The organism is Streptomyces sp. NPDC055239 (assembly GCF_053606205.1).
Map to the genome: position 1 here is coordinate 1207143 of NZ_JBSGRD010000001.1, position 26060 is coordinate 1233202.

The 26060-nt window shown below is 69.8% G+C and carries 23 protein-coding genes and 1 pseudogene; 16 read left to right on the top strand and 8 right to left on the bottom strand.

The features are described 5' to 3' along the window. Positions 1 to 9 precede the first annotated feature (9 nt). Positions 10 to 141 (top strand): annotated as a pseudogene (locus tag ACWFRJ_RS04965) (MmyB family transcriptional regulator); the annotation flags it as partial. 51 nt (positions 142 to 192) lie between these two features. Here ACWFRJ_RS04965 and ACWFRJ_RS04970 read toward each other — a convergent pair. After that, entirely contained in the window at positions 193 to 1227 is a 1035-nt protein-coding gene (locus ACWFRJ_RS04970) for a zinc-dependent alcohol dehydrogenase family protein (RefSeq protein ID WP_453524774.1), read from the bottom strand. 92 nt (positions 1228 to 1319) lie between these two features. Beyond that, positions 1320 to 1691 carry a DUF2255 family protein gene (locus ACWFRJ_RS04975; protein ID WP_453524775.1) on the bottom strand — a complete coding sequence of 124 codons (372 nt, stop codon included), beginning with the start codon at positions 1689 to 1691 and terminating at the stop codon, positions 1320 to 1322. Positions 1692 to 2000: 309 nt separating this feature from the next. Between ACWFRJ_RS04975 and ACWFRJ_RS04980 the strand changes: the two genes are divergently transcribed. Beyond that, entirely contained in the window at positions 2001 to 2900 is a 900-nt protein-coding gene (locus ACWFRJ_RS04980) for a helix-turn-helix transcriptional regulator (RefSeq protein WP_453524776.1), read from the top strand. Here ACWFRJ_RS04980 and ACWFRJ_RS04985 read toward each other — a convergent pair. Beyond that, positions 2864 to 3901 (bottom strand): NAD(P)-dependent alcohol dehydrogenase, encoded by a 1038-nt coding sequence (locus ACWFRJ_RS04985; protein ID WP_453524777.1) that lies wholly within the window; start codon positions 3899 to 3901, stop codon positions 2864 to 2866. The genes ACWFRJ_RS04980 and ACWFRJ_RS04985 overlap by 37 nt on opposite strands. A gap of 118 nt (positions 3902 to 4019) precedes the next feature. Here ACWFRJ_RS04985 and ACWFRJ_RS04990 point away from each other — a divergent pair, with 118 nt between their 5' ends. Beyond that, on the top strand, positions 4020 to 4607 hold the full coding sequence (locus ACWFRJ_RS04990) for a TetR family transcriptional regulator (protein WP_453524778.1): 588 nt from the start codon (positions 4020 to 4022) through the stop codon (positions 4605 to 4607). Positions 4608 to 4634: 27 nt separating this feature from the next. On the opposite strand, the gene ACWFRJ_RS04995 is transcribed toward ACWFRJ_RS04990, so the two are convergent. Continuing rightward, positions 4635 to 6800 (bottom strand): alpha-galactosidase, encoded by a 2166-nt coding sequence (locus ACWFRJ_RS04995; protein ID WP_453524779.1) that lies wholly within the window; start codon positions 6798 to 6800, stop codon positions 4635 to 4637. A gap of 178 nt (positions 6801 to 6978) precedes the next feature. On the opposite strand from ACWFRJ_RS04995, the gene ACWFRJ_RS05000 reads away from it, so the two are divergent. The 11 genes from ACWFRJ_RS05000 to ACWFRJ_RS05050 all read left to right on the top strand — a co-directional run bounded on the left by ACWFRJ_RS05000 (position 6979) and on the right by ACWFRJ_RS05050 (position 20963). Next, positions 6979 to 8157, top strand: coding sequence for an ROK family protein (locus ACWFRJ_RS05000; RefSeq protein WP_453524780.1), 1179 nt, complete (start codon positions 6979 to 6981; stop codon positions 8155 to 8157). An 11-nt stretch (positions 8158 to 8168) separates the two neighbouring features. Then, complete coding sequence (locus ACWFRJ_RS05005; protein ID WP_453524781.1) at positions 8169 to 9512, top strand: ABC transporter substrate-binding protein; 1344 nt, start codon at positions 8169 to 8171, stop codon at positions 9510 to 9512. A gap of 61 nt (positions 9513 to 9573) precedes the next feature. Next, positions 9574 to 10527 (top strand): carbohydrate ABC transporter permease, encoded by a 954-nt coding sequence (locus ACWFRJ_RS05010; protein ID WP_453524782.1) that lies wholly within the window; start codon positions 9574 to 9576, stop codon positions 10525 to 10527. Further along, complete coding sequence (locus tag ACWFRJ_RS05015) at positions 10524 to 11450, top strand: carbohydrate ABC transporter permease (protein WP_453524783.1); 927 nt, start codon at positions 10524 to 10526, stop codon at positions 11448 to 11450. Before ACWFRJ_RS05010 ends, ACWFRJ_RS05015 begins: the two co-directional genes overlap by 4 nt. 36 nt (positions 11451 to 11486) lie before the next feature. Further along, the gene (locus tag ACWFRJ_RS05020) at positions 11487 to 13277 is read left to right on the top strand and encodes an alpha-galactosidase D (protein ID WP_453524784.1); all 1791 of its coding nucleotides are present in this window, start codon (positions 11487 to 11489) and stop codon (positions 13275 to 13277) included. A 60-nt stretch (positions 13278 to 13337) separates the two neighbouring features. Beyond that, positions 13338 to 15758, top strand: coding sequence for a glycosyl hydrolase family 95 catalytic domain-containing protein (locus tag ACWFRJ_RS05025; protein WP_453524785.1), 2421 nt, complete (start codon positions 13338 to 13340; stop codon positions 15756 to 15758). Beyond that, positions 15755 to 16996: an SGNH/GDSL hydrolase family protein gene (locus ACWFRJ_RS05030; RefSeq protein ID WP_453524786.1), complete on the top strand. Its 1242-nt coding sequence runs from the start codon at positions 15755 to 15757 to the stop codon at positions 16994 to 16996. Before ACWFRJ_RS05025 ends, ACWFRJ_RS05030 begins: the two co-directional genes overlap by 4 nt. Positions 16997 to 17298: 302 nt before the next feature. After that, positions 17299 to 17634, top strand: a complete 336-nt coding sequence (locus ACWFRJ_RS05035; RefSeq protein ID WP_453524787.1) for a hypothetical protein — start codon at positions 17299 to 17301, stop codon at positions 17632 to 17634. An 88-nt stretch (positions 17635 to 17722) separates the two neighbouring features. After that, positions 17723 to 18811 carry an NAD(P)/FAD-dependent oxidoreductase gene (locus ACWFRJ_RS05040; protein ID WP_453524788.1) on the top strand — a complete coding sequence of 363 codons (1089 nt, stop codon included), beginning with the start codon at positions 17723 to 17725 and terminating at the stop codon, positions 18809 to 18811. Positions 18812 to 18961: 150 nt separating this feature from the next. Further along, positions 18962 to 20329 carry a magnesium transporter gene (gene mgtE, locus ACWFRJ_RS05045; RefSeq protein WP_453524789.1) on the top strand — a complete coding sequence of 456 codons (1368 nt, stop codon included), beginning with the start codon at positions 18962 to 18964 and terminating at the stop codon, positions 20327 to 20329. Positions 20330 to 20543: 214 nt separating this feature from the next. Further along, the gene (locus ACWFRJ_RS05050; protein ID WP_453524790.1) at positions 20544 to 20963 is read left to right on the top strand and encodes a hypothetical protein; all 420 of its coding nucleotides are present in this window, start codon (positions 20544 to 20546) and stop codon (positions 20961 to 20963) included. 48 nt (positions 20964 to 21011) lie between these two features. Here the strand turns inward: ACWFRJ_RS05050 and ACWFRJ_RS05055 are convergent, their stop codons facing one another. The 3 genes from ACWFRJ_RS05055 to ACWFRJ_RS05065 form a co-directional block, all read right to left on the bottom strand. Continuing rightward, entirely contained in the window at positions 21012 to 21875 is an 864-nt protein-coding gene (locus ACWFRJ_RS05055) for an SAM-dependent methyltransferase (RefSeq protein ID WP_453524791.1), read from the bottom strand. Positions 21876 to 22044: 169 nt separating this feature from the next. Then, positions 22045 to 22335 (bottom strand): hypothetical protein, encoded by a 291-nt coding sequence (locus ACWFRJ_RS05060; protein ID WP_453524792.1) that lies wholly within the window; start codon positions 22333 to 22335, stop codon positions 22045 to 22047. Positions 22336 to 22386: 51 nt separating this feature from the next. Continuing rightward, positions 22387 to 22797, bottom strand: coding sequence for a hypothetical protein (locus tag ACWFRJ_RS05065; RefSeq protein WP_453524793.1), 411 nt, complete (start codon positions 22795 to 22797; stop codon positions 22387 to 22389). Between the two features lie 299 nt (positions 22798 to 23096). Between ACWFRJ_RS05065 and ACWFRJ_RS05070 the strand changes: the two genes are divergently transcribed. Beyond that, positions 23097 to 24515, top strand: coding sequence for a PepSY-associated TM helix domain-containing protein (locus tag ACWFRJ_RS05070; RefSeq protein ID WP_453524794.1), 1419 nt, complete (start codon positions 23097 to 23099; stop codon positions 24513 to 24515). Between the two features lie 7 nt (positions 24516 to 24522). Here the strand turns inward: ACWFRJ_RS05070 and ACWFRJ_RS05075 are convergent, their stop codons facing one another. Beyond that, positions 24523 to 24870 carry an ArsR/SmtB family transcription factor gene (locus ACWFRJ_RS05075; protein ID WP_453524795.1) on the bottom strand — a complete coding sequence of 116 codons (348 nt, stop codon included), beginning with the start codon at positions 24868 to 24870 and terminating at the stop codon, positions 24523 to 24525. 79 nt (positions 24871 to 24949) lie between these two features. On the opposite strand from ACWFRJ_RS05075, the gene ACWFRJ_RS05080 reads away from it, so the two are divergent. After that, complete coding sequence (locus ACWFRJ_RS05080; protein WP_453524796.1) at positions 24950 to 26032, top strand: cation diffusion facilitator family transporter; 1083 nt, start codon at positions 24950 to 24952, stop codon at positions 26030 to 26032. Positions 26033 to 26060 lie beyond the last annotated feature (28 nt).

The window sequence follows — 26060 nt, forward strand, 5'->3', positions numbered from 1 at the left end:
GTCGTCCTCCGCCGGTGGTGGGCGGCCCACCACGTCACCACACTCAATGCGGGCTCCAAGACGCTCAGCCACCCTGCCGTCGGAGAGCTGTCTCTCGACGGGGACACACTGACCGCCAGCACCGATCCCGACCAGCAGCTCTCAGCCGCTCCTTCGAACTGAGCGGACTGAGCGGCGGTCCTTCAGGGTCCTTCAAGGACGGACGAGGACCTTGAGAGCCTCTCGGTCGTTCATGGCCCGGTAGCCGTCGGCGATGTCGTCCAGAGCGACGGTCCGGTCGAAGACGCGGCCGGGGCGCAGATCGCCGCTGAGGATGTGCGGCATCAGTTCCTCGATGTAGGCGCGGGCGGGCGCGACGCCGCCGGTGAGAGTGATGTTGCGCATGAAGTCGCCTACGCCGAAGGGCACGTCGGCGGATTGCGGTACGCCGACCCGGCTGATCGTGCCGCCGTCCCGCACCACGCCGAAGCTCTGCACGAGCGCGTCCTTGAGGCCGACGCACTCCAGGACCTTGTGGGTGCCCTCGCCGCCGGTGAGCTCGCGGACCTTGGCGATGCCGCCGTCGCCGCGCTCGGCGACCACGTCGGTGGCGCCGAAGTCCCGGCCCAGATCGGTGCGTTGGGTGTGGCGGCCCATGAGGACGATCCGCTCGGCGCCGAGCAGCTTCGCGGACATGACGGCGGCAAGGCCCACGGCGCCGTCGCCGATCACCGTGACGTTGTCGCCGCGTTCGACGCCCGCGGTGCGAGCGGCGTGGTAGCCGGTGCACAGGATGTCGGAGAGGGTCAGCAGGTCGGGCAGCAGCTCGGAGTCCTCGCCGACGGGCAGCTTGACCAGCGTTCCGTCGGCGTACGGGACCCGGGCGGCCTGGCCCTGGCCGCCGTCGACCCCGTCCGCGCCCCACCCGCCGCCGTTCAGGCAGGAGGTCTGCAGCCCTTCGCGGCAGAAGACGCAGGTGTTGTCGGCCCAGACGAACGGAGCCACGACCACGTCACCGGGCTTGAGGCCGCGTACCTCGGAGCCCGTCTCCTCGACCACGCCGAGGAACTCGTGCCCCATGTGGCGAGGCTGGTCGGACGGCGGCAGCGATTTGTAGGGCCACAGATCGCTGCCGCAGATGCACGACAGGACGATCCGTACAACCGCGTCGGTGGGGTTCTGGATCTTGGGGTCGGCGACGTCCTCGACGCGTACGTCGTCGGCCGCGTACAGCAGGGTGGCGCGCATGAGAAAGGAACTCCCTTGATACGTGGGGTGGTTGTGCGGGTGGTGCCGTCGGGCGGAGTGAGTGCGTCCCCATCCGTGATCCGTATGGGGTGTCAGCCGGGTTCCAGGCGGAGGGTGGAGGCGCGGGCCTTGTCGGTCAGGACGTGATCGACGATGCCGGTGTAGCGCCCGTACTTGTCGCGGTACGCGGCGTCCACGCTCGCGTACTCGCTGGGATCCGCCTCGTGGAAGGCCACGTCCCTTCGCACACCGCCGGCCTCGACACAGCCCTGCTGACGGGTCTGTGCCCCTCGGTACCAGGGGCCGTCAGCGCCCTTGACCGAGCGGACGTAGAGGTGGTCGCCGGCGCGGACCACCCACATCGTCACAGGGGCGCGCAAGGTGCCGTTCGCGCGCTCGGACTGCAGGTCCAGCTCTTCGGCTGTGCCGATCTGTTTCAGATCGGAACCGTTCCAGGCGGTCATGACCTGTCCTTTCGGGTTCTGCGGGCTGTGCGGGCTCTGCGGGTGGCGCGGGCCGTGCGGGCCGCGAACGTGCAGGTGGGACCGGATTCGCCTCCCTGTCCATTCCCGGCCCTGGCCGCCGCCCCCGCAACCTGGAATCCCGGGACCGGACCCAGCCGACCCAGGCGTGGCGGGGCGAACACGGCATCCAGCCTGCCGCCGCGAGTGATCTCCAGGAAGGCCGAGTCGTGCCGCTGAGTGGCCAGCCGTGGTGTGACAGGGCCACCCTCGCGGCTGCCTTCCAGGTCACGGCGGTGTGAGACTGGTTTCATGGCACCCGAGCAGCACGGCGGAACCGAGCTGGGACGCTTCCTGCGCGCCCGCCGCACCCAGACGAGCCCCGATTCCCTGGGACTCACCACCGGACCAGGCGTCCGCCGCACCCCGGGCCTGCGCCGCGAGGAACTGGCCACACTGTCCGGGGTCAGCATCGACTACTACGCCCGCCTTGAGCGCGGCAAGGAGACCAGGCCGAGCCCCGAGGTCGTCGACGCCCTGGCCCGCGCCCTGCGCCTGGGCGACGACGAACACCAGCACCTGCGCGAGCTCGCGGCCCGAGCAGCCCGCACCGCTCCCGAGCCGCCTCCGGCCCCCAGCCGGACCGTGCGCCCGCACATCAAACTGCTGCTTGAAACCCTGCGCCCGAACCCCGCCTACGTCGTCAGCCGCAGCATGGACCTGCTCGCCTGGAACCCCGGCGGCCTGGCCCTGTACGCCGGTATCGACGACTGGCCCGCCAAACAGCGCAACCTCGCCCGCTACCTCTTCCTCCACCCCGCCGCCCGCGACGTCTTCGGCGACTGGGACAACCAGATCCGCGGCTGCGTCGCCCGCCTGCGCGCCCTGGCCGGTACCGACCCCGACGCCCCCGACCTGGCCTCCCTGGTCGGTGAACTCCTCCTCAAGAGCCCCGACTTCGCCGGACTGTGGGAGCGCTACGACGTCACGGGCCGCAAATACACCACCAAGACCTTCCACCACCCCACGGTCGGCGACCTCACTCTCGGCATCCAGGCCATGCAGCTCGAAGGCACCCCAGGACAACGCCTGGGCGTGTACCTCGCCGAGCCCGGCACACCCGACCACGACGCGATGCTGTTGCTCGACCTGCTCGATGTCACCGCTGCTCCAGCTCAGTCCAGGTCGGACATGTCCAGGACGAAGCGGTAGCGGACGTCGTTGCGCCGGAGCCGGTCGAGTGCCTCGTTCACGCGGGCCGAGGGGAGCAGCTCGATGTCGGCGGTGATGTCGTGCTCGGCGCAGAAGGCCAGCATCGCGGCGGTCGCGGGCCTGCCGCCGCTCCCCGCGGAGCTCAGCCTCTTCCGCCCGATGAGCAGGTCGGTGGTCTCCAGGGTGATGGGTCCGAGGTGCCCGAGGTGGCTGAGCGTCCCGTCCATCGCGACCAGACGCAGATAAGGGCCGAGATCGTGCGGAGCGGCGATGGTGTCGATGACGACGTCGAACCGGTCCCGGACGGCGGCCATCTGCTCCGGATCGGTGGAGACGACCAGGTCGTGGGCGCCGAGGCGCCGCGCGTCGTCGGCCTTGTCCGGCGACCGGCTGATGACCGAGGTGTCGGCGCCGAGCGCCACGGCGATCTTGACGGCGAGGTGGCCGAGACCGCCGAGGCCCGCCACGGCGACGCGGGTGCCCGGACCCACGCCGAGGGCGTGCAGCGGTTCCCAGACGGTGATCCCGGCGCAGAGCAGGGGAGCGGCGGCTGCCGGATCCAGGCCGGGGGGAAGGGCGTAGGCGAACTGTGATCGGACGACGTACTCGCGGGAGTAGCCGCCCTGCGTGGTCGACCCGTCGTGGCGGTCGACACCGCCGTAGGTCAGCGTCGGGAACGTATGGCAGAAGTTCTCCTGCCCGGCCCGGCACATGGCGCACGTCCCGCACGAATCGACGATGTTGCCCACCGCCACCGCATCGCCGACGGCGAAGCCCGTGACCTCGGGCCCCGTCTCGGTCACCACACCCGTGAACTCGTGTCCCGGCACGAGAGGCTGACCGCCGTCATGGGCCTGGACGGTGTGTAGATCCGTATGGCAGACGCCGCAGTAGTCCACACGGACCGCTACGTCGTCGGGGCGCAGGTCGCGTCGCTTCAGCGGTGTCCGCCGCAGCGTCGCCGACGAGCCGTCGGCCTGCCAGCTCACAGTGGTCCTCATGGGCTCTCTCCTCAATTCCCAGACAGATTCTTAGACAGACTGTTCGGTCTGTTTGGAGAGAGTAGGGGGCTGCGGCCCGTCAGGCAAACCAACTGTTCTGTTTGGTAGCCTGACGGGCATGGCCGATCAGCCCTTGACCGCGCGCGGTGCCGCGACCTATCAGCGCATCCTCGATGTGGCGACCCAGGAGTTCGCCGAGCACGGGATCGCCGGAGCGCGCGTCGAGCGGATCGTCGCCGCCGCGCGCACCAACAAGGCGCAGCTCTACGCCTATTTCGGGAACAAGGAAGGGCTCTTCGACGCCATCTTCTTCGGTTCGCTTGAGCGGATCGTGAACGTCGTGCCGATCGACGCCACGGACCTCGCGGACTGGGCGGTGCGTCTCTACGACGAGTACCTCCGCCGTCCCGACCTCATCCGCCTCGCCACCTGGGCGCGCCTGGAGCGACGCCCGACGGGCCACCTGGTCGACGACCCCGACCGCCTCGACGACCGCAAGCTGCGCGCCATCGCCGAGGCGCAAGCCGCGGGCCTGGTGCGCCAGGGGGACCCGTTCGACGTGATGGCCATGGTGATCGCCATGTCGATGGCGTGGTCCCCGGTCAGCAATGTCTACGCCGCTACCGCGGAAGAGCCCGCGGAGCTGCACGAGCAGCGCCGCGCCCTGCTCCACGAGAGCGTCCGGCGCGCCATGGCGAGCGACTAGGCGCGTACGAGGTGTGCTGAGCCCCCGTCAGGGGACGCGGACCAGATGCACCGCAGCGCTGGCCCAGTCCCCCGGCGGCAGTTCGGGCCGGAGGCCGTACGCGGCGAGTACCGTCGCCGAATGCACCGCACCCGTGCGGGCGTCGCGGTAGCGGGCGGAGGGATCGAGGCCGCCCAGGCGCAGCGGCGGGTGCGCGGCGCCATGGCGCGGGGTGCGCTGCCAGGTGAGGAGCAGGGTCTCGCTGCCGTCCGACGCCGCGTACTGCACCGCGGCGGGACCGTCGTCGACCGGGCAGCGCGGCCGGTGCATCGTCCCGTGCTGCACGAGATGGCGCACGCGCTTGTACTCGGCCACCAGGGCGGCCCCTTCGGCCAGTTCCTCGTCGGTCCAGCGGACGAGATCGCCGCCGAGCCCGAGCACCCCGGCCATCGCGACATGGAAGCGGAAGCGCAGTGGCACCGATCTGGCCGTGAGCTGGTTGGGGACGTCGGTCACCCATGCCGCCATGGTCCGGGACGGATAGAGCTGGCCGTAGCCGTGCTGGATGAGGACGCGGTCAGCCGCGTCGGTGTTGTCCGACGCCCATGCCTGGTCGGTGCGCGACAGCATGCCCAGGTCGACCCGGCCGCCGCCCCCGCTGCACGCCTCGATCCGCAGTCCTGGATGGTCGGCGCGGAGCCGGTCGATGACGTCGTAGAGGTGGTGCACGTACGCCGTCGCCACGCGGTCGGCGCCGTCCGCCTGATCCGGCCAGCCCGCCTCGCTGAGCGCGCGGTTCATGTCCCACTTGAGGAAGTCGATGCCGTGGTCGCCCACCAGGCGGGTCAGCCATTCGTACGCCCAGTCCGCGACGTCACGGCGGGCGAAGTTGAGCACCAGCTGGTTGCGCAGCTCGGTGCGGTCGCGGTGCGGGAAGTGCAGGACCCAGTCCGGGTGCCGGCGGTAGAGATCGCTGTCCGGGTTGACCATCTCGGGTTCCACCCACAGGCCGAAGCGCATTCCGAGCCGGTGCACCTCGCTCACCAGTGGAGTGAGCCCCTTGGGGAAGCGGTCCGGGGACGGCGTCCAGTCACCCAGCCCGGCGTTCTCGCTGCGGCGCGCGCCGAACCAGCCGTCGTCCATGACGTAGAGCTCGGCGCCGAGCGCCGCCGCCCGGGCCGCCAGTGCCATCTGACCGGCCTCGTCGACGTCGAATCCGGTGGCCTCCCACGAGTTGTAGAGCACCGGTCGTATCTCGTCGGGGTGGGGCAGTACATGGGCGAGGACGTACGCGTGCCAGGCGCGGCTCGTCGCGCCGAATCCGCCGTCCGCGTAGAGACCGGCATGTCGTGGAGTGGTGAACTCCGCGCCGGGGTCCAGGGGTTGGGTCATGCCGTCGCGGCCGGCGCCGCCGGTGAATCCCGCCCGGCCGTCGGGGGTGCGCTGCACGGTGACGCGCCAGTCGCCGCTCCAGGCCAGGGCCGCGCTCCACACCTGGCCGTGCTCCTCGGTCGCGTCACCCGCGTCGAGCATCACCCAGGGGTTCGCGTGGTGGCTGGTGTTGCCCCTGCGGCTGGTGAAGACCGTCTCGCCGATCGGCACACGGTCCCGGTGCAGTTGGGTCTCGGCGGACCACTGGCCGGTGACATGGCTGAGCCGGTAGTCGTCCCTGGCCGGGAGGGTCCACGCGGCGGAGTCGGCGCGAAGGAGCGTCACGGGCTCATCGCCCATGTTGCGCAGCACGGACCAGCGTTCGATGACGTCGCTGTCGTCGTGGACGCGGTAGTGGAGGGTGATCTCCAGGGGGTAGTGGCGGTCGCGGAACTCCAGGGCCAGTTCGGTGGACCTCGGTGAGGCGGACCCCGGGGAGGTGATCCCCGGGGAGCCCCCCGGCGTCGGCTCATGGACGCGGTGGCCTGACGCCTCCCATGCGAAGCCGCGGGTGCCGTCGGCGAAGCGCACCTGGAGGGAAGGGGTTCCATACCGCGCCCCGCCGTCGACGGGCAGTTCCTCGCCGACCGGCGGCCGCCCCTCGAAACTGCTGGGCTGCGGGGCCGGGGGAGTGGCGAGCTCCTGCGCCTGAGCCAGGGTCAGCCGTGGTCCCCACGCGAGATGACAGGGCGCTCCGGTCTCGTCGATCCGGAGTGCGTACGAGGTACGTGGAGTGCAGAGCAGCCAGACCCCGGTCTCAGGGGCGAAGGAGATCACAGGCATGGATCCTCACGTTCAGGTAGCGCCTCGAGAACATGCGGTAGCCAATACTCCCTTCGATCTCCTGTCAACACCCTGATGCTTGCACCTATTTGAAAGATGCAGGGCCTCTGCAGTGGACTCTTGAAAGGTGCTTGCTTCTTTCATTGACAGAGGAAAAGAACACCCCTACGTTTCGGCCATGCGATCGACGACCCCTCGGATCGACGTGGTTCCGGCACCCACGCCGGCCGCTTCCCTGGTCTTCACCACTGTTCTGTCCCACGGCCCGCTCACGCGGATCGAGATCTCCCGGCGGACCGCGCTCTCCTCGGCGGCGGTCACCAAAGCGGTGCGGCCGTTGATGGCGGCCGGCTATCTCGTCGAGGGAGCGGACGAGGAGGCGCGGCCCTCACTCGGGCGGCCCGCCACCCTCGTGCGGGTCGACGGCGGCCGGGCCCTGTTCATCGGGGTCAAGGTGACCGGCGACGAGATCATCGCGGTCCTGACCGACCTGTGCTGCCGCATCCGCGTCGCCCGCCATCTCCCGCTCGCCGACCGCGACCCCGGCGCCGTGCTCGCCTCGATCTCCGGTCTCGTTCAGGAACTCCTCACGGAGGCCGAGGGGTTCGGCGTGGAGGTGCGCGGGCTCGGGATCGCCGTCTCCGGTGATGTGGACCGCGCCGCCGGGGTCGTGCGCTACTCGCCCTTCCTCGACTGGCGGGACGTGCCGCTCGCCGAACTGGCCTCCACCGTCACCGGGTTGCCCGTCACCGTCGACAACGACGTCCGCGCGCTGACCGTCGCCGAGCAGTGGTTCGGCGCCGGAGCGGGAATCTCCGACTTCGCCCTGGTGACCGTCGGCGCGGGCATCGGCTGCGGGCTCGTGGTGCACGGCAAGGTGGTCTCCGGCGCGCACGGCGTGGCCGGTGAGATCGGCCATCTGCCGATCGACCCGCTGGGCCCGCCGTGCCACTGCGGCAACACCGGCTGCGTCGAGGCGATCGCCGGTGACGCCGCCATCATCCGCCGTGTGCGCGAGGTGACCGGCGCCCCGGTCACCGACTCCGCCGCAGCCCTGGACCTCGCGTATCGGGGTGATCCCGGCGCGCGCGAGGCCTACGCGCGGGCCGGGGAGGCGATCGGCCGTGCCATCGGGGCCGTCGTCAACGTCCTCGGGCCACAGCGAGTGATCATCTCCGGCGAAGGCCTCGCGGCGTACGACCTCTTCGCCGAGCAGATCCGCGACGCGTTCACCGCGTCCGCCTTCGGTACCGCCGCGCAGTGCGACGTGATGACACGTCCCCTGCCCTTCGAGGAGTGGGCGCGCGGGGCCGCGGCCACCGCGATCCAGTCCTTCATCGGCATAGACACGTACTAGGAGCAGCCGCGATGACGCAGCAGAGCCGCAGACCCTTCCCCTCCAGTGAGCCGAGCCGCAGCCCTTTCCCCGGCCGCGAGCCGAGCCGACGCACCGTGGTCCGCGGATCCCTCGGGGTCGGTGCCGCCGCCCTTGCCGCGCCGCTCCTGACCGCCTGCGGCGGCGGACCGGCCGCCGATCCGAAAACGGTGACCTTCGGATCCAACGGAGCCGACGCCACACCCAAGAAGGCCTACACCGCCGTCACCGGAGCCTTCACCGAGGACAGCGGCCTCAAGGTCAAGACGAACACCGTCGACCACGACACGTTCCAGAAGAGCATCTCCACCTACCTCCAGGGCACGCCGGACGACGTCTTCACCTGGTTCGCGGGCTATCGCATGCAGTACTTCGCCAAGAAGAAGCTGGCCCGTCCCATCGACGACGTATGGGAGAAAATAGGCTCCGGATTCAGCGACGCCGCCAAGCAGCTGTCCAAGGGTGAGGACGGCAAGTACTACTTCGTCCCGCTGTACAACTACCCGTGGGCCGTCTTCTACCGCAAAAGCGTGTTCAAGGAAAAGGGATACGAAGTCCCGCGCACCTGGAGCGAGTTCATCGCGCTCGCCAAGCAGATGAAGAAGGACGGGCTCTCGCCGATCGCGTCCGGTTACGGCGGCGGCGACAGCTGGTCCATCCTCGGAGCCTTCGACTATCTGAACCTGCGCGCCAACGGTTACGACTTCCACATGGATCTGATGCGGGGCGAGGTCGCCTGGACCGACCGCCGCACCACCAAGACCCTGGACCTGTGGCGCGAGTTGAGCGGCTTCTACCAGCAGGGCGCCGGCGGCCGTTCCTGGCAGGACGCCGCCCAGTCACTGCTCGACAAGAAGTCGGGCATGGCGGTCATCGGGCTCTTCCTCGGCCAGCAGATCACCGACGAGAAGCTGCGCGCCGACATCGACTTCTTCGCCTTCCCGGAGGTCGACCCGTCCCACGGCCAGGAAACCGTCGAGGCCCCCACCGACGGCTTCATGCTCAGCCGCAAACCGAAGAACCAGAAGGGCGCCACCAAACTCCTCGAATACCTCGGCGGCGCCGATGCCGAGAACCTCTACATGGGCGTCGACCCGAGCAACGTAGCCGTCAACTCTGGTGCGGACACCGGCAAGTACAACGCCCTGCAGAAGAAGTCCGCCGACCTCATCGCAGCGGCCAAGCACATCACCCAGTTCGGCGACCGCGACAGCGACCCGGGCTTCATCTCCACCGTCGTACTGCCCGGATTCACCGAATGGCTCGGCCACCCGGACGACGGTGCGGCCCTGCTGAAGAAGATCGAGTCCCAGCGTTCGCGCTTCTTCACGGCCTGACGCGGCCCGCCACGGCCCGCCACGTCCTGATACGGCCTGATCAGGTCCGGGAAGGTTCACCATGTCCTCCGTGCGCTCCGCGCCCCCGGCGCCCCAGGCGCCCCCGTCCAAGCGTGCCCGCCCCCGGCGGCTCGGCCCCGGTGACCGTGTCTTCCTCACCGTCATCGTCGGCATCCCGCTGCTCGCCCTGCTGGTCTTCGTCTGGCTCCCGGCGCTCGCCTCCGTGGGCCTGTCCTTCACCCGCTGGGACGGCATCGCGCTCTCCGACATCCGCTGGACCGGACTCGACAACTACCGGGAGATCTTCACCAACTACCCGCCGTTCTGGCCGGCCGTCCAGCACAACGTCGTCTGGCTCCTTTTCACGGCGCTGCTTCCCACACCGTTCGGCATCTTCCTCGCCTACCAGCTCGACCGGAAGATCCGCTTCACGCGCATCTACCAGACCGCGATCTTCCTTCCGATGGTGCTCTCGCTCGCCGTCGTCGGCTTCATCTGGGAGATCATCTACAACCCCGACAACGGACTGCTCAACGGCATCCTGAGCGGCGCGGGCTCCGGTCAGCCCATCGACTGGCTCGGCGACCCCGACCTCAACCTCTGGGCCGTGCTCGTCGCGTCGGCCTGGCGGCACACCGGCTACATCATGATCCTCTACCTGGCCGGTCTCAAGGGCTTCGACCCCGCCCTGAAGGAAGCCGCCGCGCTCGACGGCGCCAACGGACGCCAGACGTTCCTGCGGGTGGTCTTCCCCGCACTCAAGCCGGTCAACATCATCATCCTCGTCGTGACCGTCATGGAGTCCCTGCGGGCCTTCGACATCGTGTACGTCCTCGGCGGCGGCACCGGCAGCAAACCCGGCATGGAACTCCTCTCCCTCCTGATCACGGACAACATCATCGGCGAGTCGAGCCACATCGGTTACGGCTCCGCGCTCGCGGTCGTGCTCCTCGTCGTCTCCCTGCTCGCCATCTGCGCCTTCCTCGTACAGACCTTCCGCAAGGAGGACAAGTGACCGCGACCGTCACCCCGCAGGCCGCCGGCTCACGCACCCGCCGCGCACTGCCGTCGGGCGACGGCCCGCCGCGCCCCAAGCGGCAGACCGGCAGGCACCTGCTCCTCGGCGGGATCGCCCTCCTGTGGCTCGTCCCGCTGCTGTGGGCGGTGTACACGTCACTGCGGCCGTACGAGGACACCAGCAAGCACGGCTATCTGTCCTGGCCGCACGGCATCAGCCTGGAGAACTTCTCCCACGCCTGGAGCCAGTCCGGGATGCCGCACTTCTTCTGGAACTCCGTCCTCATCACGATCCCCGCGGTGCTCGGCACCCTGCTGTTCTCGGCCGCCGTCGCCTTCTTCGTCTCGCGCTTCGACTTCCGGTGGAACATCGCGCTCCTGATGTTCTTCACCGCGGGCAACCTGCTGCCCGCGCAGGTACTCATCACCCCGCTGTACCGGCTCTACCTCCAGATCGGTCTTCCCGGCTGGATGAGCGACTCGTTCCTGCTCTACGACTCCGTCTGGGGCATCATCGCGATCCACATCGCCTACCAGTGCGGTTTCTGCACCTTCGTCCTCAGCAACTACATGAGGACGATTCCCAAGGAGATCACCGAGGCGTCCCTGGTGGACGGCGCGCCCGTGTGGCGGCAGTTCTTCCAGATCGTGCTTCCGCTGTGCAGGCCCGCGTTCGCGGCGCTCGCCACCCTCGAATCGATCTGGATCTACAACGACTTCTTCTGGTCGCTCGCCCTGATCGACACCGGCGACAAGCGGCCGATCACCTCCGCCCTCGCCAACCTCCAGGGCCAGTACTTCACCAACCCCAACCTCATCGCGGCCGGTGCACTCCTGACCGCGATCCCCACGCTCCTCGTGTACTTCGCGCTCCAGCGCCAGTTCATCAGCGGGCTGACCATCGGTTCCGGCAAGGGCTGATCTGCTGCCCCCGACCACCCCTGGGAGGTGCGGCCCATGCGGTCGTCCCTGTACTCCTCCGTGCTCGTCCTGGCCCTCGCCGCCGGTCTGACGACGGCCGTCCCCGCCGCTGCCACTCCCGTGGCCGTGACCGAGGCGACGCCCGCCGCGGACCTGGCCCAGAAGCCCTACATGGGCTGGACCAGCTGGAGCATGCAGTCCTCGAAGTACCCCGGGCTCAACCCCGAGGGCGACTACAGCTACCTGACCGAGAAGAACGTCCTCAAGCAGACGGGCGCCATGGCGTCCAAGCTCAAGAAGTACGGCTACGAGTACGTCAACATCGACGCCGGCTGGTGGCGCGACATGGCGTGGAAGCCGGAGTTCGACGCCTACGCTCGCCAGGCACCGGACGCGGGCCGCTTCCCGCGCGGCATGAAGCCGGTCGCCGACGACATCCACGCCAAGGGGCTCAAGGCGGGCATCTACCTGCCGGTGGGCCTGGAGAAGGAGGCGTACGGCGAGGGCAAGGTGCCCATCTGGAACGCCGAGGGCTGCACCACCGCCGACATCGTCCACGACGACCTGCGCACCACCAACGGCTGGGACAGCGCCTACAAACTCGACTTCTCCCGCCCCTGCGCGCAGAAGTACATCGATTCGCAGGCCCAGCTCTTCGCCGACTGGGGCTACGACTTCCTCAAGCTGGACGGCGTCGGCCCCGGCTCCTCAAAGAGCGGCGACAACTACAACAACGTCGCCGACGTGGCCGCCTGGAAGAAGGCGATCGCCAAGGCAGGGCGCCCGATCCACCTCGAAATATCCTGGTCGCTCGACATCAACCACGTGGCCGACTGGAAGAAGTACTCCAACGGCTGGCGCATCGACACGGACGTCGAGTGCTACTGCAACACCCTGGTGTCGTGGGAGAACTCCGTCGACGACCGCTGGGACGACGCACCCGGCTGGACCCGGCACGCCGGTCCCGGCGGCTGGAACGACCTCGACTCCCTGAACGTGGGCAACGGCGAGATGGACGGCCTGACCAAGGCCGAACGGCAGAGCTACGCGACCCTGTGGGCCATCGCCAAGTCGCCCCTGTACACCGGCGACGACCTGACACGCCTCGACGACTACGGCGTATCCCTCCTGACCAACCGCGAGGTCATCGCCCTCAACCAGGGCAGCACCCCGCCCGCGAGGCCCGTCACGGCTTCCGGCGACCGGCAGGTCTGGAGCGCCAAGAACGCCGACGGCAGCCACACCGTCGCCCTGTTCAACCTCGGCGATTCGCCCGCCGCTGTCACCGCCGACTTCTCGACCCTGGGCTTCTCGGGCCGGGGCAAGGTCCGCGACCTGTGGAACCACGAGGACCTCGGCACCTACAAGGACAAGGTGACGCAGACACTGCCCGCGCACGGCTCACGCCTGTTCACCGTCGCACCGCGCGGCCCCGAGCAGCGGACGACGGCGTACGAGGCCGAGTCGAAGGACAACACCCTCAGCGGCAACGCGGCGGTCGGCGACTGCGCCGCGTGCTCGGGCGGCAGCAAGGTCGGCAACCTCTACCAGGGCGGAAAGCTCCGGTTCAACGACATCGTCGTGCGCGAGCCCGGCCGCTACGTCATCGACGTCGCGTACGTCAGCGGTGACCCGCGCACGGTCCAGGTCTCCGCCAACGGCAATGGCTCCACGGCCCTGAAGTTCCCCTCCACCGGGGACTGGGGGACCGCCGAGACGATCGGCGTGCCGGTGACCCTCAAGGCCGGCACCAACACGGTCACCTTCGACAGCGGCGACGGATACGCCCCGGACGTCGACCGGATCGACGTACCGAAGCGGTCCTGACGCCGGTCGGATCCGACCCGCACTTCCCGCACGCACTGTCCCTCCGAAATGGAGTGCCTCGTGGACGACGACCAGCACACCGACTCACCCCGACCCAGACCGAGCCGCCGCGACATCCTCTCCGTGGCCGCCGCAGCGGGCGCCTTCACCGCACTCGGCGGCCTGCCCGCCTTCGCTGCCTCCGCACCCGTCACTCGACCGACGGACTCGCCCCTCCTCGCCGAAGCCGCGACGACCCGCTTCTGGTACCAGGCGCCCGCATCCGACCGGGCGATGATCGAGCAGGGCCTGCCTGTCGGCAACGGGCGCCTGGGCGCGCTCACAGGCAACGACCCCGCCCGCGAACTCCTCCTCATCACCGACGCCACCATGTGGACCGGCGGCCTCAACGAGAAACTCGACGCGGACGGCCAGTTTCCTTACGGGCGCGCCGACTTCGGCTCCTTCACCCTCCTGGGCCGCCTGACCGTCGACATACCGGACCACGATCTCTCAGCGGTCTCCGACTACCGCCGCGCACTCGACATCAGCCAGGGGCTCGTCACCTCCTCGTACGTCCGCTCAGGGGTGACGTACCGGCGCCGCATCTTCGCGAGCCACCCCGACGACGCGATCGTCCTGCACTTCTCCCAGCAGGGCGGCGGCCGCTACACGGGGACGGTGACCCTCGCGGGCACCCACGACGAGACCACCACCGGGCAAGGCCCCCGTACCGCCTCGTTCGGTGCCGCCTTCCCGGACGGCGGGCTGCGCTACGGCGCCGCGGTGACGGCGTACAGCACCACCGGCACCGTGGCCGTCGACGGCTCACGGATCTCCTTCGCCGGATGCGAGGAGCTCACGGTCGTGGTCAGCGGCGGCACCAACTACGCGCCCGATGCCTCCACCGGCTACCGCGACGCCACCCTCGATCCGCAACGCCTCGCCAGGACCAAGGTTCTCGCAGCGGCCCGGCACTCCGCGACCGCGCTCCTGCACTCGCATGTCGCCGACCACCGGAGCTTGTTCGAGCGGATGAGCGTCTCGCTCGGCACATCGTCCCGGACGCAACGCGGCCTCGACACCTGGGAACGCGTACAGGCGCGCGCCCGAGACGGCGAGGCAGACCCCGAACTCGAGGCGTCCTACCTCCAGTTCAGTCGCTACCTCATGATCGCCGGATCCCGCGACAGTCTGCCGCTCAACCTCCAGGGCCTGTGGCTCGACGGCAACGACCCGGACTGGATGGGCGATTACCACACGGACATCAACATCCAGATGAACTACTGGATGGCCGACCGGGCGGCACTCTCCGCCTGTTTCGACGCGTACGCCGACTACTGCCTGGCGCAGCTGCCTTCCTGGACCGAGCTCACCCGGACCCTGTTCAACGACCCGCGCAACCGCTACCGCAACTCCAGCGGGAAGATCGCGGGCTGGACCGTGGCCATCTCCACCAACATCCATGGCGGGAACGGCTGGTGGTGGCACCCGGCGGGCAACGCCTGGCTTTCCAACTCTCTCTTCGAGCACTACGAATTCACCCAGGACCCGTCCTACCTCGCCAGGATCCACCCGCTGCTCAAGGGAGCCTGCGAGTTCTGGGAGGCGCGACTGCTCACGACGACCGTCACCGACGAGGCGACCGGGAAGAGCCGGGAGGTCCTGATCGCCGACAGCGACTGGTCTCCCGAGCACGGTCCGCTCGACGCCAAGGGCATCACGTACGCACAGGAACTTGTCTGGGCGCTCTTCGGCAACTACCGCACCGCCTGCTCCGTCCTCGGCAAGGACACCGCTCACAGCAAGAGGGTCGGCGCACTCCAGGACCGCCTCCACCTCCCTCAAGTGAGCTCGAAAACAGGCTGGTTGGAGGAGTGGATGTCGCCCGAGAACCTCGGCGAGACCACGCACCGGCACCTTTCCCCGCTGGTCCAGCTCTTCCCCGGCGACAGGATCCGGCCCGACGCCTCGACGCCGAAAGCCCTGGTCGACGGGGCGGCGGCGCTGCTCACCGCGCGCGGCATGGAGAGCTTCGGCTGGGCGAATGCCTGGCGGAGTCTGTGCTGGGCGCGGCTGAAGGACGCGGACAAGGCGTATCAGCTGGTCGTGAACAACCTGCGGCCGTCCATCGGCGGGAGCAACGGCACCGCGCCGAACCTCTTCGACATCTACGAGGTCGAGAAGGGGCGCGGTATCTTCCAGATCGACTCCAACTTCGGCACGGCGGCCGCGATGCTCGAGATGCTGGTCTACTCACGCCCGGGACATGTCGAGTTGCTCCCCGCCCTGCCGGAGGCCTGGGCGCGCTCCGGCTCGATCACGGGCGTCGGCGTACGCGGCGGCTTCGTCGTCGATCTGCGCTGGCGGTCAGGAAAGGTCACGGAGGCGCGGCTGCGCAGTGTCGGCGGGCGCGGCACCACGGTGTCGTACGGGGGAGTGACCCGGAAGATCGCCCTCAAGCCTGGTGGCTCCATCACGCTGCGGGGAGCGGGTAGTTGAGGCCCCGGCTGTGGCTGCGGTCCGCGCGGCGTCGCGGGGTGGTCGGCATCGTCTGCGGGTTCGTCCTCGCGTTCTGCTTACCGACGGGAGTGGCGTCGGCGGCGGGGGAGTCGGCGCCGGGTGCGTCGTCCCGGCATCAGGTCATCACCTGGGGTGCGAGCGCCGACCGCCTTGGTCAGGCAGCGGCCGACCGCAGCTATCGCCTCGTCGTCCGTACCAGTGTCGGCGGCGCTCGTCCCCGCGTCCGGCTGTCCAACGCGTTCGGCGACCGGCCGGTGACCTTCGGAAGCGTCCATGCCGGAGCGCGCGAGGAGGGCGCGAGGCTCGTCCCGGGGAGCAACCGACGGGTCACCTTCGGGGGTGCGCGGTCCGTCACGGTGGCGCCGGGTGACAGTGTGACCAGCGACCCGCTGTCCGGACGGCTCGCGGCACAGAGTGATCTGGTCGTCAGCCTGTACGTGGCCGAGGCCGTGGGCCAGGCGACGGGGCACGGCATGGCCATGCAGACGTCGTACGCGGCCACTGGTGACCACGCCCGTGAGGAGGGCGAGGCCAACTGGGGTGAGCGGATCGGCTCATGGTTCTACCTCGACGCGGTGAGCGTGGAGAGCGGGGCGGACACGGGCGCCGTGGTCGCGCTCGGCGACTCCATCACCGATGGCTGGCAGTCCACCGCCGACACGAACCGCCGCTGGCCGGACTACTTGTCCCGGCGGCTGCAGAACGTGTCGGACAGTGACATCAAGGGCGTCGCCAACGAAGGCATCTCCGGCAACAAGGTGCTTGCCGACGGCGCGGGGCAGAGCGCCCTGGCCCGTCTTGAACGAGACGTGCTCTCCCACCCGGGCGTGCGCACGGTGTTCTTGTTCGAGGGCATCAACGACATCAAGGCACACACCGGCGTCACCGCGGACCAGCTCATCGCCGGATACCGCCAGATCATCGACCGGGCGCACGCGGCGGGCAGGTGCGTCGTGGGCGGGACGGTGCTGCCCTTCAAGGGCTGGTCGGAGTTCGACGCCGCCGGTGAGGCGGTACGCCAGGAGGTCAACGACTTCATCAGGAACAGCGGCGAGCTGGACGCCGTCACCGACTTCGACAAGGTGCTCCGCAGCCCGTACGACAGGGAGCGGCTGCTGCCGGTCTTCGACGGCGGAGACCACCTCCACCCCAACGACAAGGGCATGCGGGTGATGGCCGACGCGGTCGACCTGGGGGATCTGCGATGTGAGCGGTGAGTGGTGAGCCGCGGGGAGCCTGCCCTGGAAGGTCTTGCAGGAACATTCGGCCCAGGGCGCGAACGGCCGTCCGGTATTGACCTGTCGGGTGGGGGCGTGCGGGAGTAGGTTCGGATCAGTCCGTGGACGATGGGTTGCTGTCAGCGCGGCAATCGACCTCCCGGCGATCACTCGGGCCTGGGTCGGGGCCTCAACGCCAGCGGCTGCATCCAGCGGGATCCTGTACTCGCGACGAAGCACCGCGCAGAGAACCGCCACGGCCCCCGCAGCCCTCTGCCGGTGCGCCCCAAGCATCGGGACTGATGATGCGCGGTTACTTCACCGACGACCTGCTGCTCATGATGCCCCTGGCCGATCGCCCCGGAGTGCGTCTGCACGGCGAGGCTTTCAGCGCACACCGCGGGCCCCTGATCGACGCTCTGACCGAAGAGGCGCAACGGAGCAGAGAGATCGTCGTCGACCTCATCGGCGTCCGTTTCCTGGCCAACAGCGTCCTGGAGGCCCTCGTGCTCCTCGCCGTGCGCCTGGCGCCGCACCAGCGCCTGCTGTTGCGTGCCGGTGCCGAACTCGCACTGCGTGAACGGGTCACAGCCGGTGGCTGGGACCGGATCGACACGTTGCACCTGGTGGACGGCTGACCTGCACGGCGGGACCGAGTCGAGGAAGCTCTTGCTGAAACGGCAAAGAAGCTTGCCGATCTGTTGAGGTCCGGCGCACGGTGTCGTCATGACTGAGACGAACGAGCAAGACATCGCAGATGTGGACGTGGACGTGCTGGTGGTCGGGGGAGGGGCGGCCGGTCTGTCGGCCGCGCTGACCCTGTCCCGGGCCAGGCGTTCCGTGCTGGTGATCGACTCCGGCGAACCGCGCAACGCTCCCGCCGACGGAGTGCACGGATACCTGTCCCGAGAGGGTCTGGCACCGGGCGAACTGCTGCGGATCGGCCGCGAGGAGGTCACCGGGTACGGCGGACGGATCATGTCGGACCGGGTCACGGATGTCCGGCGGTTCGGTGAGCGCCTCGTCGTACGCACCGAGAGCGGCCGGAGCCACGGCGCGCGACACCTCCTTGTGACCACGGGGCTCGTCGACGAGCTTCCCGATGTCCCCGGGCTGCGCGAGCGGTGGGGCCGTGACGTCCTGCACTGCCCCTACTGCCACGGCTGGGAGGTGCGTGACGAACCGATCGGTGTTCTTGCGACCGGTCCGATGGCCGTGCACCAGGCGCTCCTTTTCCGTCAGTGGTCGCCGGACGTGACCCTGTTCCTGCACACCGCGGGCGAGCTGACCGATGAGCAGTGGGAGCAGCTGAGCGCCCGTGGTGTCGCGGTGGTCGACGGGGAGGTGGCCGACCTCGACGTGGAGGCGGATCGGCTCTCCGGCGTACGGCTGGCCTCGGGCAGCAGCATTCCGGTGCGGGCGCTCGCCGTGGCACCGCGGTTCGAGGCGCGCGGCGCGATGCTGGCCGGACTCGGCCTGGCGAGCGTCGACCACCCCATGGGCGTGGGCAGTCACGTGGAGTCGGACGCGACCGGGTTCACGGGTGTTCCCGGGGTGTGGGCAGCGGGCAACGTCACCGACCTGGTGGCCGGAGTCGTCGTATCCGCAGCCGCCGGAATGACTGCCGCGGTCGCGATCAATGCCGACCTCGTGGCGGCCGACACCGCGGCGGCGGTGGCGGCCCGGCGCGCCCTTACGGCATTCAGCCCTGCCGCGGAGGCCGCCAACTCCCGGCAGGTTCTGGGGGTACGGCGGCATGGCATCGAATCCGTCCTGGCCGACGAGGAAGCGCGCCGTCGCGCAGCCAGGGGGTAGTAGGGGGGGCAGCGAGGAGGTCGGCGGCCGGTCCCGGGTCGCTGGAGGGCCGTGACGTCGGCGCGTTCACCGTGCCCGTGTAACCTTCAGCGGCGCGCTCTGTCCCTGGGTGCCCGTGTTGTGTCTCACCGCTGCGCCGAGGACCTGCCCATGCCTCAGACGAACCTGCCCGAAGAGCTGCGTCCGGAACTGCCCGAGTCGTTGCAGGACATAGTCAAAAGTCATCAACTGCACACCGCCCTCGAGTGGTTGGAGACCAATCCTCCCCACGTGATCGCCGACGAGCTCGGCCGGATGGACGCGGCCGACGCGGGGATGGCCTTCAGGCTCCTCGACAAGGACAGGGCGCTGACCGTCTTCGAGGAGCTGGAACCGGTCGACCAGCAGCAGATCCTGGAAGGACTGCGCGATCGCACCTTCCTGGAGCTCGTCGAGGGCATGGACCCCGACGACCGGGCGAGGATGCTGCGAGAGGCTCCCGCCAAGGTCGCCCAACGGGTGCTCGGCGGACTGAGCGCGCACGAACGGGGGATGACCTCCGCGCTGCTCGGCTACCCGGAGGGCTCTGTCGGCCGCTACATGACCCCCGAAGTAGTGGCGCTCGATCAGGACCTCACCGTCAAGCAGGCTTTGGAGGTCGTACGGGAGAAGGGAAGCCAGGCCGAGACGGTCTACACGCTGCCCGTCGTGGACGACGGGCAGCGCCTCACCGGCATCGCGGAGCTGCGCGAGCTGGTGCTCAGCCCGCCGGAGACGATGGTCTCCGCGCTTGTCGCCACCGAGCCCGCGTCCGTGTACGCCACCGACTCGGCCGAGCGGGCGGCCCGGCTGATGCGCGAGACCAACGACCTGAACCTGACGGTCGTGGACAGCGAGAACCGGCTCGTCGGGCTGCTCACCATCGACGACGCGCTCGAAGTCATCGAGGCCGCGGACACCGAGGACGTGGCACGGCAGTCGGGCGCCGCGCCCTGGGCCGGGCACTACATGGCCGCGACGGTGTGGCAGCTCGCGCGCTACCGGGCGCTGTGGCTGAGCCTGCTGCTCGTCGCGGCGACACTGACCGTCAGCGTGACGCAGTCCTTCGAGGGCACCCTGGAGAAAGCGGCGCAGCTCGCCATGTTCATCCCGATGCTCATCGGCGCGGGCGGCAACGCCGGGGCCCAGGCCGCGACCTCTTGCGTGCGCGCCCTGGCCGTCGGCGAAGTGCGAGGCTCGGACCTCCTGAAGGTCATATGGCGCGAGTGCCGCGTCGGCCTGGTCCTCGGCTCGCTGCTCGCGATCCTCGGCGTGGTCGTGGGCGCGGTGTTCGTCAGCGCGAAGATCGCCCTGGTGGTCGGGATCACGCTGGTGGTCATCTGCGGCTGGGCGGCGACCATCGGCGGCACGATGCCACTCCTTGCCAAGCGGCTGCGGATCGACCCGGCGGTGGTGTCGGCTCCGATGGTCACCACACTGGTCGACGCGACCGGTTTGGTCATCTACTTCATGACGGCGAAGGCCGTGCTGGGGATCTGATGGGACGTGAGGATGAGAGTCCGCCGCTGATCAGGCCGGGCAACGCGGGGAAGCAGTGGGGGCAGTTGCGGTGCTGTGACCGAAATTACCGGATTCCGTTACGCGCTCTCCGGGTGATCGCAATGTCGGGTGCATACGTTTATGTTCCTCATTGTGGGCTCGTCGCACGATGAGGACCGCGTACTGACCGACATCAAAGGGGATCTCTGCCGTTATGCGTAACACCCGCCGCAGCCTTCTGCGCACCGCCGCCGTCTCCGCCCTCGCCGGATCGGTGCTGTTGATTCCCGCCACCGCCGCACTCGCCGAAGGGTCGGGCCCGGAACCGCAGCCGGTGCAGGCCGAGGCCGAGCCCGCCGCGGCGCCCACGCTCACGGCGAAGGCGTCCGTCACCCACGTCCGCGCGTGGCAGGAGCTGCGCATCACCGGCAAGGCGACCGGCCTGAAGGCCGGGAGCAAAGTGACCCTGCAGCAGAAGCAGCACGGGGCGTGGAAGGCCCTGCCCGCCAGTACGGTCACCAACAAGTCCGGGGCCTACAACCTGCGCGTCAAGCTCGGCCTCAAGGGCAAGAACGAGCTGCGCATCGCCAGCGGCGCCACCGTGTCGCCGGTCGTCACGGTGACCGTGAGCTGACCCGCGGCTGTTCGGTCGGGCGCGCCCTGAGCGCGACGCGTGAGAAGTTCAGGCGTCGGGGGCGCGCACGACGAGCAGGTAGTAGTCCATGTGGTCGCGGCAGAAGGAGCGGTAGGGGGCCATGAGCGGATCGGTGTGGGCCAGGGCCTCCTTGCCGAACCGCTCCTCGATCTCGCCGCGCCTGTCCTCATAGAGCACGCACATGAGCTCGCCGCACAGCGCCGCGTTCGATGTCATGTCCCGCACGGACTCGACACGGAAGCCGCTCTGTTGGAGTTCGCCGACGAGTGTGGCGAAGGGCGTGAGCGGGGGACAGGTCCACATCCGCGTGTAGGCCGCCACTTCCTCGGCGCCGGGACTGCCGCGCAGGGCGAACTCCGTGAACAGGAACCGCCCGCCGGGACGCAGCACCCGCAGGGCTTCACGGAGCCCTGCGGGCCGGTCGGAGAGGTGGGGGACGCAGTCGATGGACCACGCGGCGTCGAACGCCGCGTCCGCGTAGTCAAGGCGCATGGCGTCGCCGTACGCGAAGTCCACCCGCTCGACGAGGCCCGGGTCTGCCGGGCTCCGAGAGGTGAGACGCTCCTGGCACCGGGCGAGCTGGCTCTTGCTGACGTTGATTCCGGTGACGCGGGCACCGCTGCGCTCGGCCAGTCGGACGGCCGGGCCGCCGGTGCCGCACCCGATGTCGAGAAGGTGCTCGTGGGGCGTCAGGCCGATGGTGTCGACGAGGAAGTCGGTCTGCCAGTCCTGGGCGAGATCGGCGAGCGCGGTCAGCGTGGTGACGGGCGGGCGCTCGCCGTGCGGCGCGTACATCCCGACGTGGACGGCGCTCGATCCGAGCGTCAGGGCGAGCATGTCGCCGAACTGGTCGTACATCGCCCCGACTTCTTCGGGGGTGGGAGCGGTCATGGTGCGTCCCTACGCAAGGGGACGTGCTCGTGAGGGCGTACGCGTGGACGGTGCGGGCGAGTACGCGGTACGCGCCGGACGCTGGGACGCTAGCACCGGGCAGGCCCGCGGTGGAGCCCCGAAGAAGCCAAGCGGCATGGCGGCTCGGCTGCCCGGCGCCCGGTGACGGTCACTCGCGCTCTGCACGCGCCGGTGGTGCGGCGGACTCCTCGGTTCCGGCGTGCGCGTCGACCTGTCGCCCCACCTCACGCGCCTCGTCGGTCAGCATCCGCAGCCTGGCCTCGGCCTGGTCCGCTCGGGCCTGGAGGCGGGCGGTGTCGTCGGCGATGACCTGGCAGGCCAGATCCATCGCGGCCTCCACGTCCTCGGCAGAACCGCGCTCCGCAAGCTCCTCCAGCGCGCTCTTGACCGCGGGGATGCCGCCGCGGTGGTGGATGTCGTTCCAGAACTCATAGTCCATCCGGGCAGTTTGCCGGATCGGGGCCATGCCGCGCGAACTGCGCCAGGCGCGCTAGGCCCGCAGGCTCGTCAGGACCTCCCGGCAGGCGGACGCCGCGCGGTTGGTGGCCTCGGAGCAAAGGCGGCAGTGCTCGTGGTGCGACCCGTGCTGGGCGCACAGCTCGTGGCTGTGCTCGCAGGCCATCACGCACGCCTGCAACTGCGCTGCCAGGAGCGCGTGATCGGCGTCCGTGCCGCGCGTCAGGACGCGCCGCGTGGCCGAGGCCACATCGGCACAGTTCAGATCGCGGTTGATGGAGGCCCGCAGTTCGTCGGCCTCCTTCTCGCAGAGCATGCCGACCGCACAGGCGGTCGTGGCCTGTTCGCACGCGGAGAGGGCGTCGGCGGCGTCGGCGAGGGTCTGGTTGTCGAGGTGATCGGCACGAGAGGCAAGGCTGTCGAACAACTCGCGTGTCTGGAGCATCGCGTCTCCAACGGAGTGGTGAGGGGCCCCGGTTCCGGGGGGTTCCGGCTCTGAGGTGCCCGGTCTCCCGACGCTAGTCCTGTCCCTGCCACCGGTTAAGGCCCGCGATACGCCAATCGCGCAGCGCGTGGCCGTCCGCCGGTTCTTCCCTGCGGATCTGGCACCGCCACACCGCTCCATGTGGCGCACGTCACACGGTCAGTGGTGCCTGCCGGGAACTTATGCGCCCCTCCAACCGACTCCTGCACCGGTCGCCACGGCCGATCGATCCGCATCACCTTCATCCAGGAGAGCAGCTGATGTCCGCCGAACCCACACTCCTCGCCCCGGACGACGGGCAGGAGACCCAGGGGGCGCCGCCCTCCGCAGGACGGTCCGGATGGGCGTCGCTGCGTCCGCTCGTACTGCGCCTGCACTTCTACGCCGGGGTGCTCATCGCGCCCTTCGTGCTCGTCGCCGCCACCACGGGACTCCTCTACGCCTGCTCGTACCAGGCCGAGAAGATCGTGTACTCCCACGAACTGCGTGTCCCCGTCGGCGAGAACAAGACCGAGCTGCCGATCTCGCAGCAGGTGGCAGCCGCCCGCAAGGCACACCCCGACGGCGCGGTCAGCGCGGTGCGGCCATCGCCGGAGGACGGCGCGACGACCCGCGTACTCCTGTCCGGAGTGCCGGGCGTGGACGCCGACCACGCCCTCGCCGTGTTCGTGAACCCGTACAACGGCGAAGTGCGCGGCGCCCTCGAGCAGTACGGCTCCACCGGCGCACTGCCGCTGCGCACCTGGATCGACGAGCTCCACCGCGATCTGCACCTGGGGGAGACCGGCAGGCTCTACAGCGAACTCGCCGCCAGCTGGCTGTGGGTGATCGCGGGCGGCGGCCTCGTGCTGTGGTTCGGCCGCCGACGCTCCCAGCGGGGGCTCAAGCTGAGTGGGGCGACCGGCCGCCGTCGCACGCTCTCGTTGCACGGCTCGGTGGGCGTGTGGGCCGCTGCCGGACTGATCTTCCTGTCCGCGACGGGCCTTACCTGGTCGACGTACGCGGGAGAGAGCGTCGGCGACCTGCGCGAGGCCATCGGGCAGACGACGCCGGAGCTGACGGCGACCGTCGCGGGCGGCGGAGAGCACGCGGGGCACGGCGGGTCGGGCTCGGGTGGCGCCGCAGGAGGCGAGGGTGTCGGGCTCGACGCGGTCCTGAAGGCGGCCCGTGGCGAGGGGCTCTCCAACCCGGTGGAGATCGTGCCACCGGCCGACGCGTCATCGGCGTACATCGTCCGGCAGATTCAGCGCAGCTGGCCCGAGAAGCAGGACTCCGTCGCCATCGACCCGGCGACCGGCGAGGTCACCGAAGTGCTGCGGTTCGCCGACTACCCCGTGCTCGCCAAGCTGACCCGCTGGGGCATCGACGCGCACACCGGCTCGCTGTTCGGGCTCGTCAACCAGATCGCCCTCGCCGTGCTCACCCTCGGGCTGATCCTGATGATCGTGTGGGGATACCGCATGTGGTGGCAGCGTGGGCGCGGCAGTTCCTTCGGGCGTCCGCTGCCGCGCGGGGCGTGGCAGAACGTACCGGCGTACGTCCTGGTCCCGCTGATGGCGGCGATCGCCGTGCTCGGCTACTTCGTGCCGCTGCTCGGCATCCCGCTGGCGGCCTTCCTCGTCGTGGACATCGCGCTGGGGGAGGTCGCCTACCGGCGGGGCAGGCGCAACTACGCCTGAGACCCGCTCAGTCGTGGGTGGCCGCGCCGCTGAGGTGGTGGTCGGCGAGGTTCAGGACCTCGTCGACCACACGGCGCAGGTGTCCGTCGGGCGGGCCGTAGATCATGCGGCGCCCTTCCTTCCGTACGGAAACGAGCCCGGCGAGACGGAGTTTGGCCAGGTGCTGACTGACCGCGGGGCGGGCGGCGCCGCACGCGGCCGTCAGTGTGGTCACATCCGCTTCGCCCTTGGCGAGGGTGTGGAGGAGGGCGAGGCGGGTGCGGTCGGCGAGGAGGCCGAGGACCTCGGCCGCATGGGTGAAGTGCTCGGCGCCCGGATCTTGCGGGTGCGCATCGTGCGCAGGTGATAGGTGCATGCGTGCGCTCATACGCACATAATGGCTGCGGGCGCTTCGCGGTGTCCACTCTCCCGTCCCGCGTCGGAAGGCCGTACTCGTGAGTGAGCAGCAGCACGGACACCCGCACCCTTCGCACGAGCATGAGCACGAGCACGAGCACGAGCACGGTCATGGGGCTGGCGGCGAGGGGCGCTCGGCGCGGTGGCGGCACAAGGCCGGGCACGTGCTGAAGCCGCACTCGCACGAGGCCTCGGACAAGGTCGACCCGGCCCTCGAATCGTCCGCGCGCGGTATGCGCGCGCTGTGGATCTCACTGGCCGTCCTGGGGGTCACTGCCGGGGCCCAGGCGGTGGTCGTGGTGCTCACCGGCTCGGTCGCGCTTCTCGGTGACACCGTGCACAACGCGGCGGACGCGCTGACCGCGATCCCCCTCGGCATCGCCTTCGTCCTGGGCCGACGGGCCGCCACCCGCCGGTTCACCTACGGCTACGGCCGCGCCGAGGATCTCGCGGGCATCGTCATCCTCCTGACGATCGCCGCGTCGGCGGCCTTCGCCGCCTGGGCGGCGGTCGACCGGCTGCTCAACCCCCGCACCCTGGCGCACCTCTGGGTGGTGGTGGCCGCCGCCGTCATCGGTTTCATCGGCAACGAATGGGTCGCCCGCTACCGCATCCGCGTCGGCCGCGAGATCGGCTCGGCCGCCCTGGTCGCCGACGGTCTGCATGCCCGCACGGACGGATTCACCTCCCTCGCCGTCCTGTTGAGCGCGGGTGGCGCGGCCCTTGGCTGGCGGCTCGCCGACCCGATCGTGGGCCTGCTGATCACCGCGGCGATCCTGCTGGTCCTGCGCGACGCGGCTCGGGAGGTGTTCCGCCGGGTGATGGACGCCGTCGATCCCGCCCTGGTCGACGCGGCGGAGGAGGCGCTCCTGACGGTTCCCGGCGTACATGGCGTCGGCGAGCTGCGCCTTCGCTGGATCGGGCACCGGCTGCGCGCCGAGGTGGCGGTCGTCGTGGACGGGGAGTTGTCCGTACGGGAGGCGCACGAGGTCGCGGTCGACGCGGAGCACGCCCTGCTGCACGCGGTGCCGAAGCTGACCGCCGCACTGGTGCACGCCGACCCGGCGACCGTGCCCGGCGCCCAGGACCCGCACAAGGTCCTCGCGCACCACGCGGTGTGAGGGGGAAGGCCGGGGCTCGGCGCCGGAG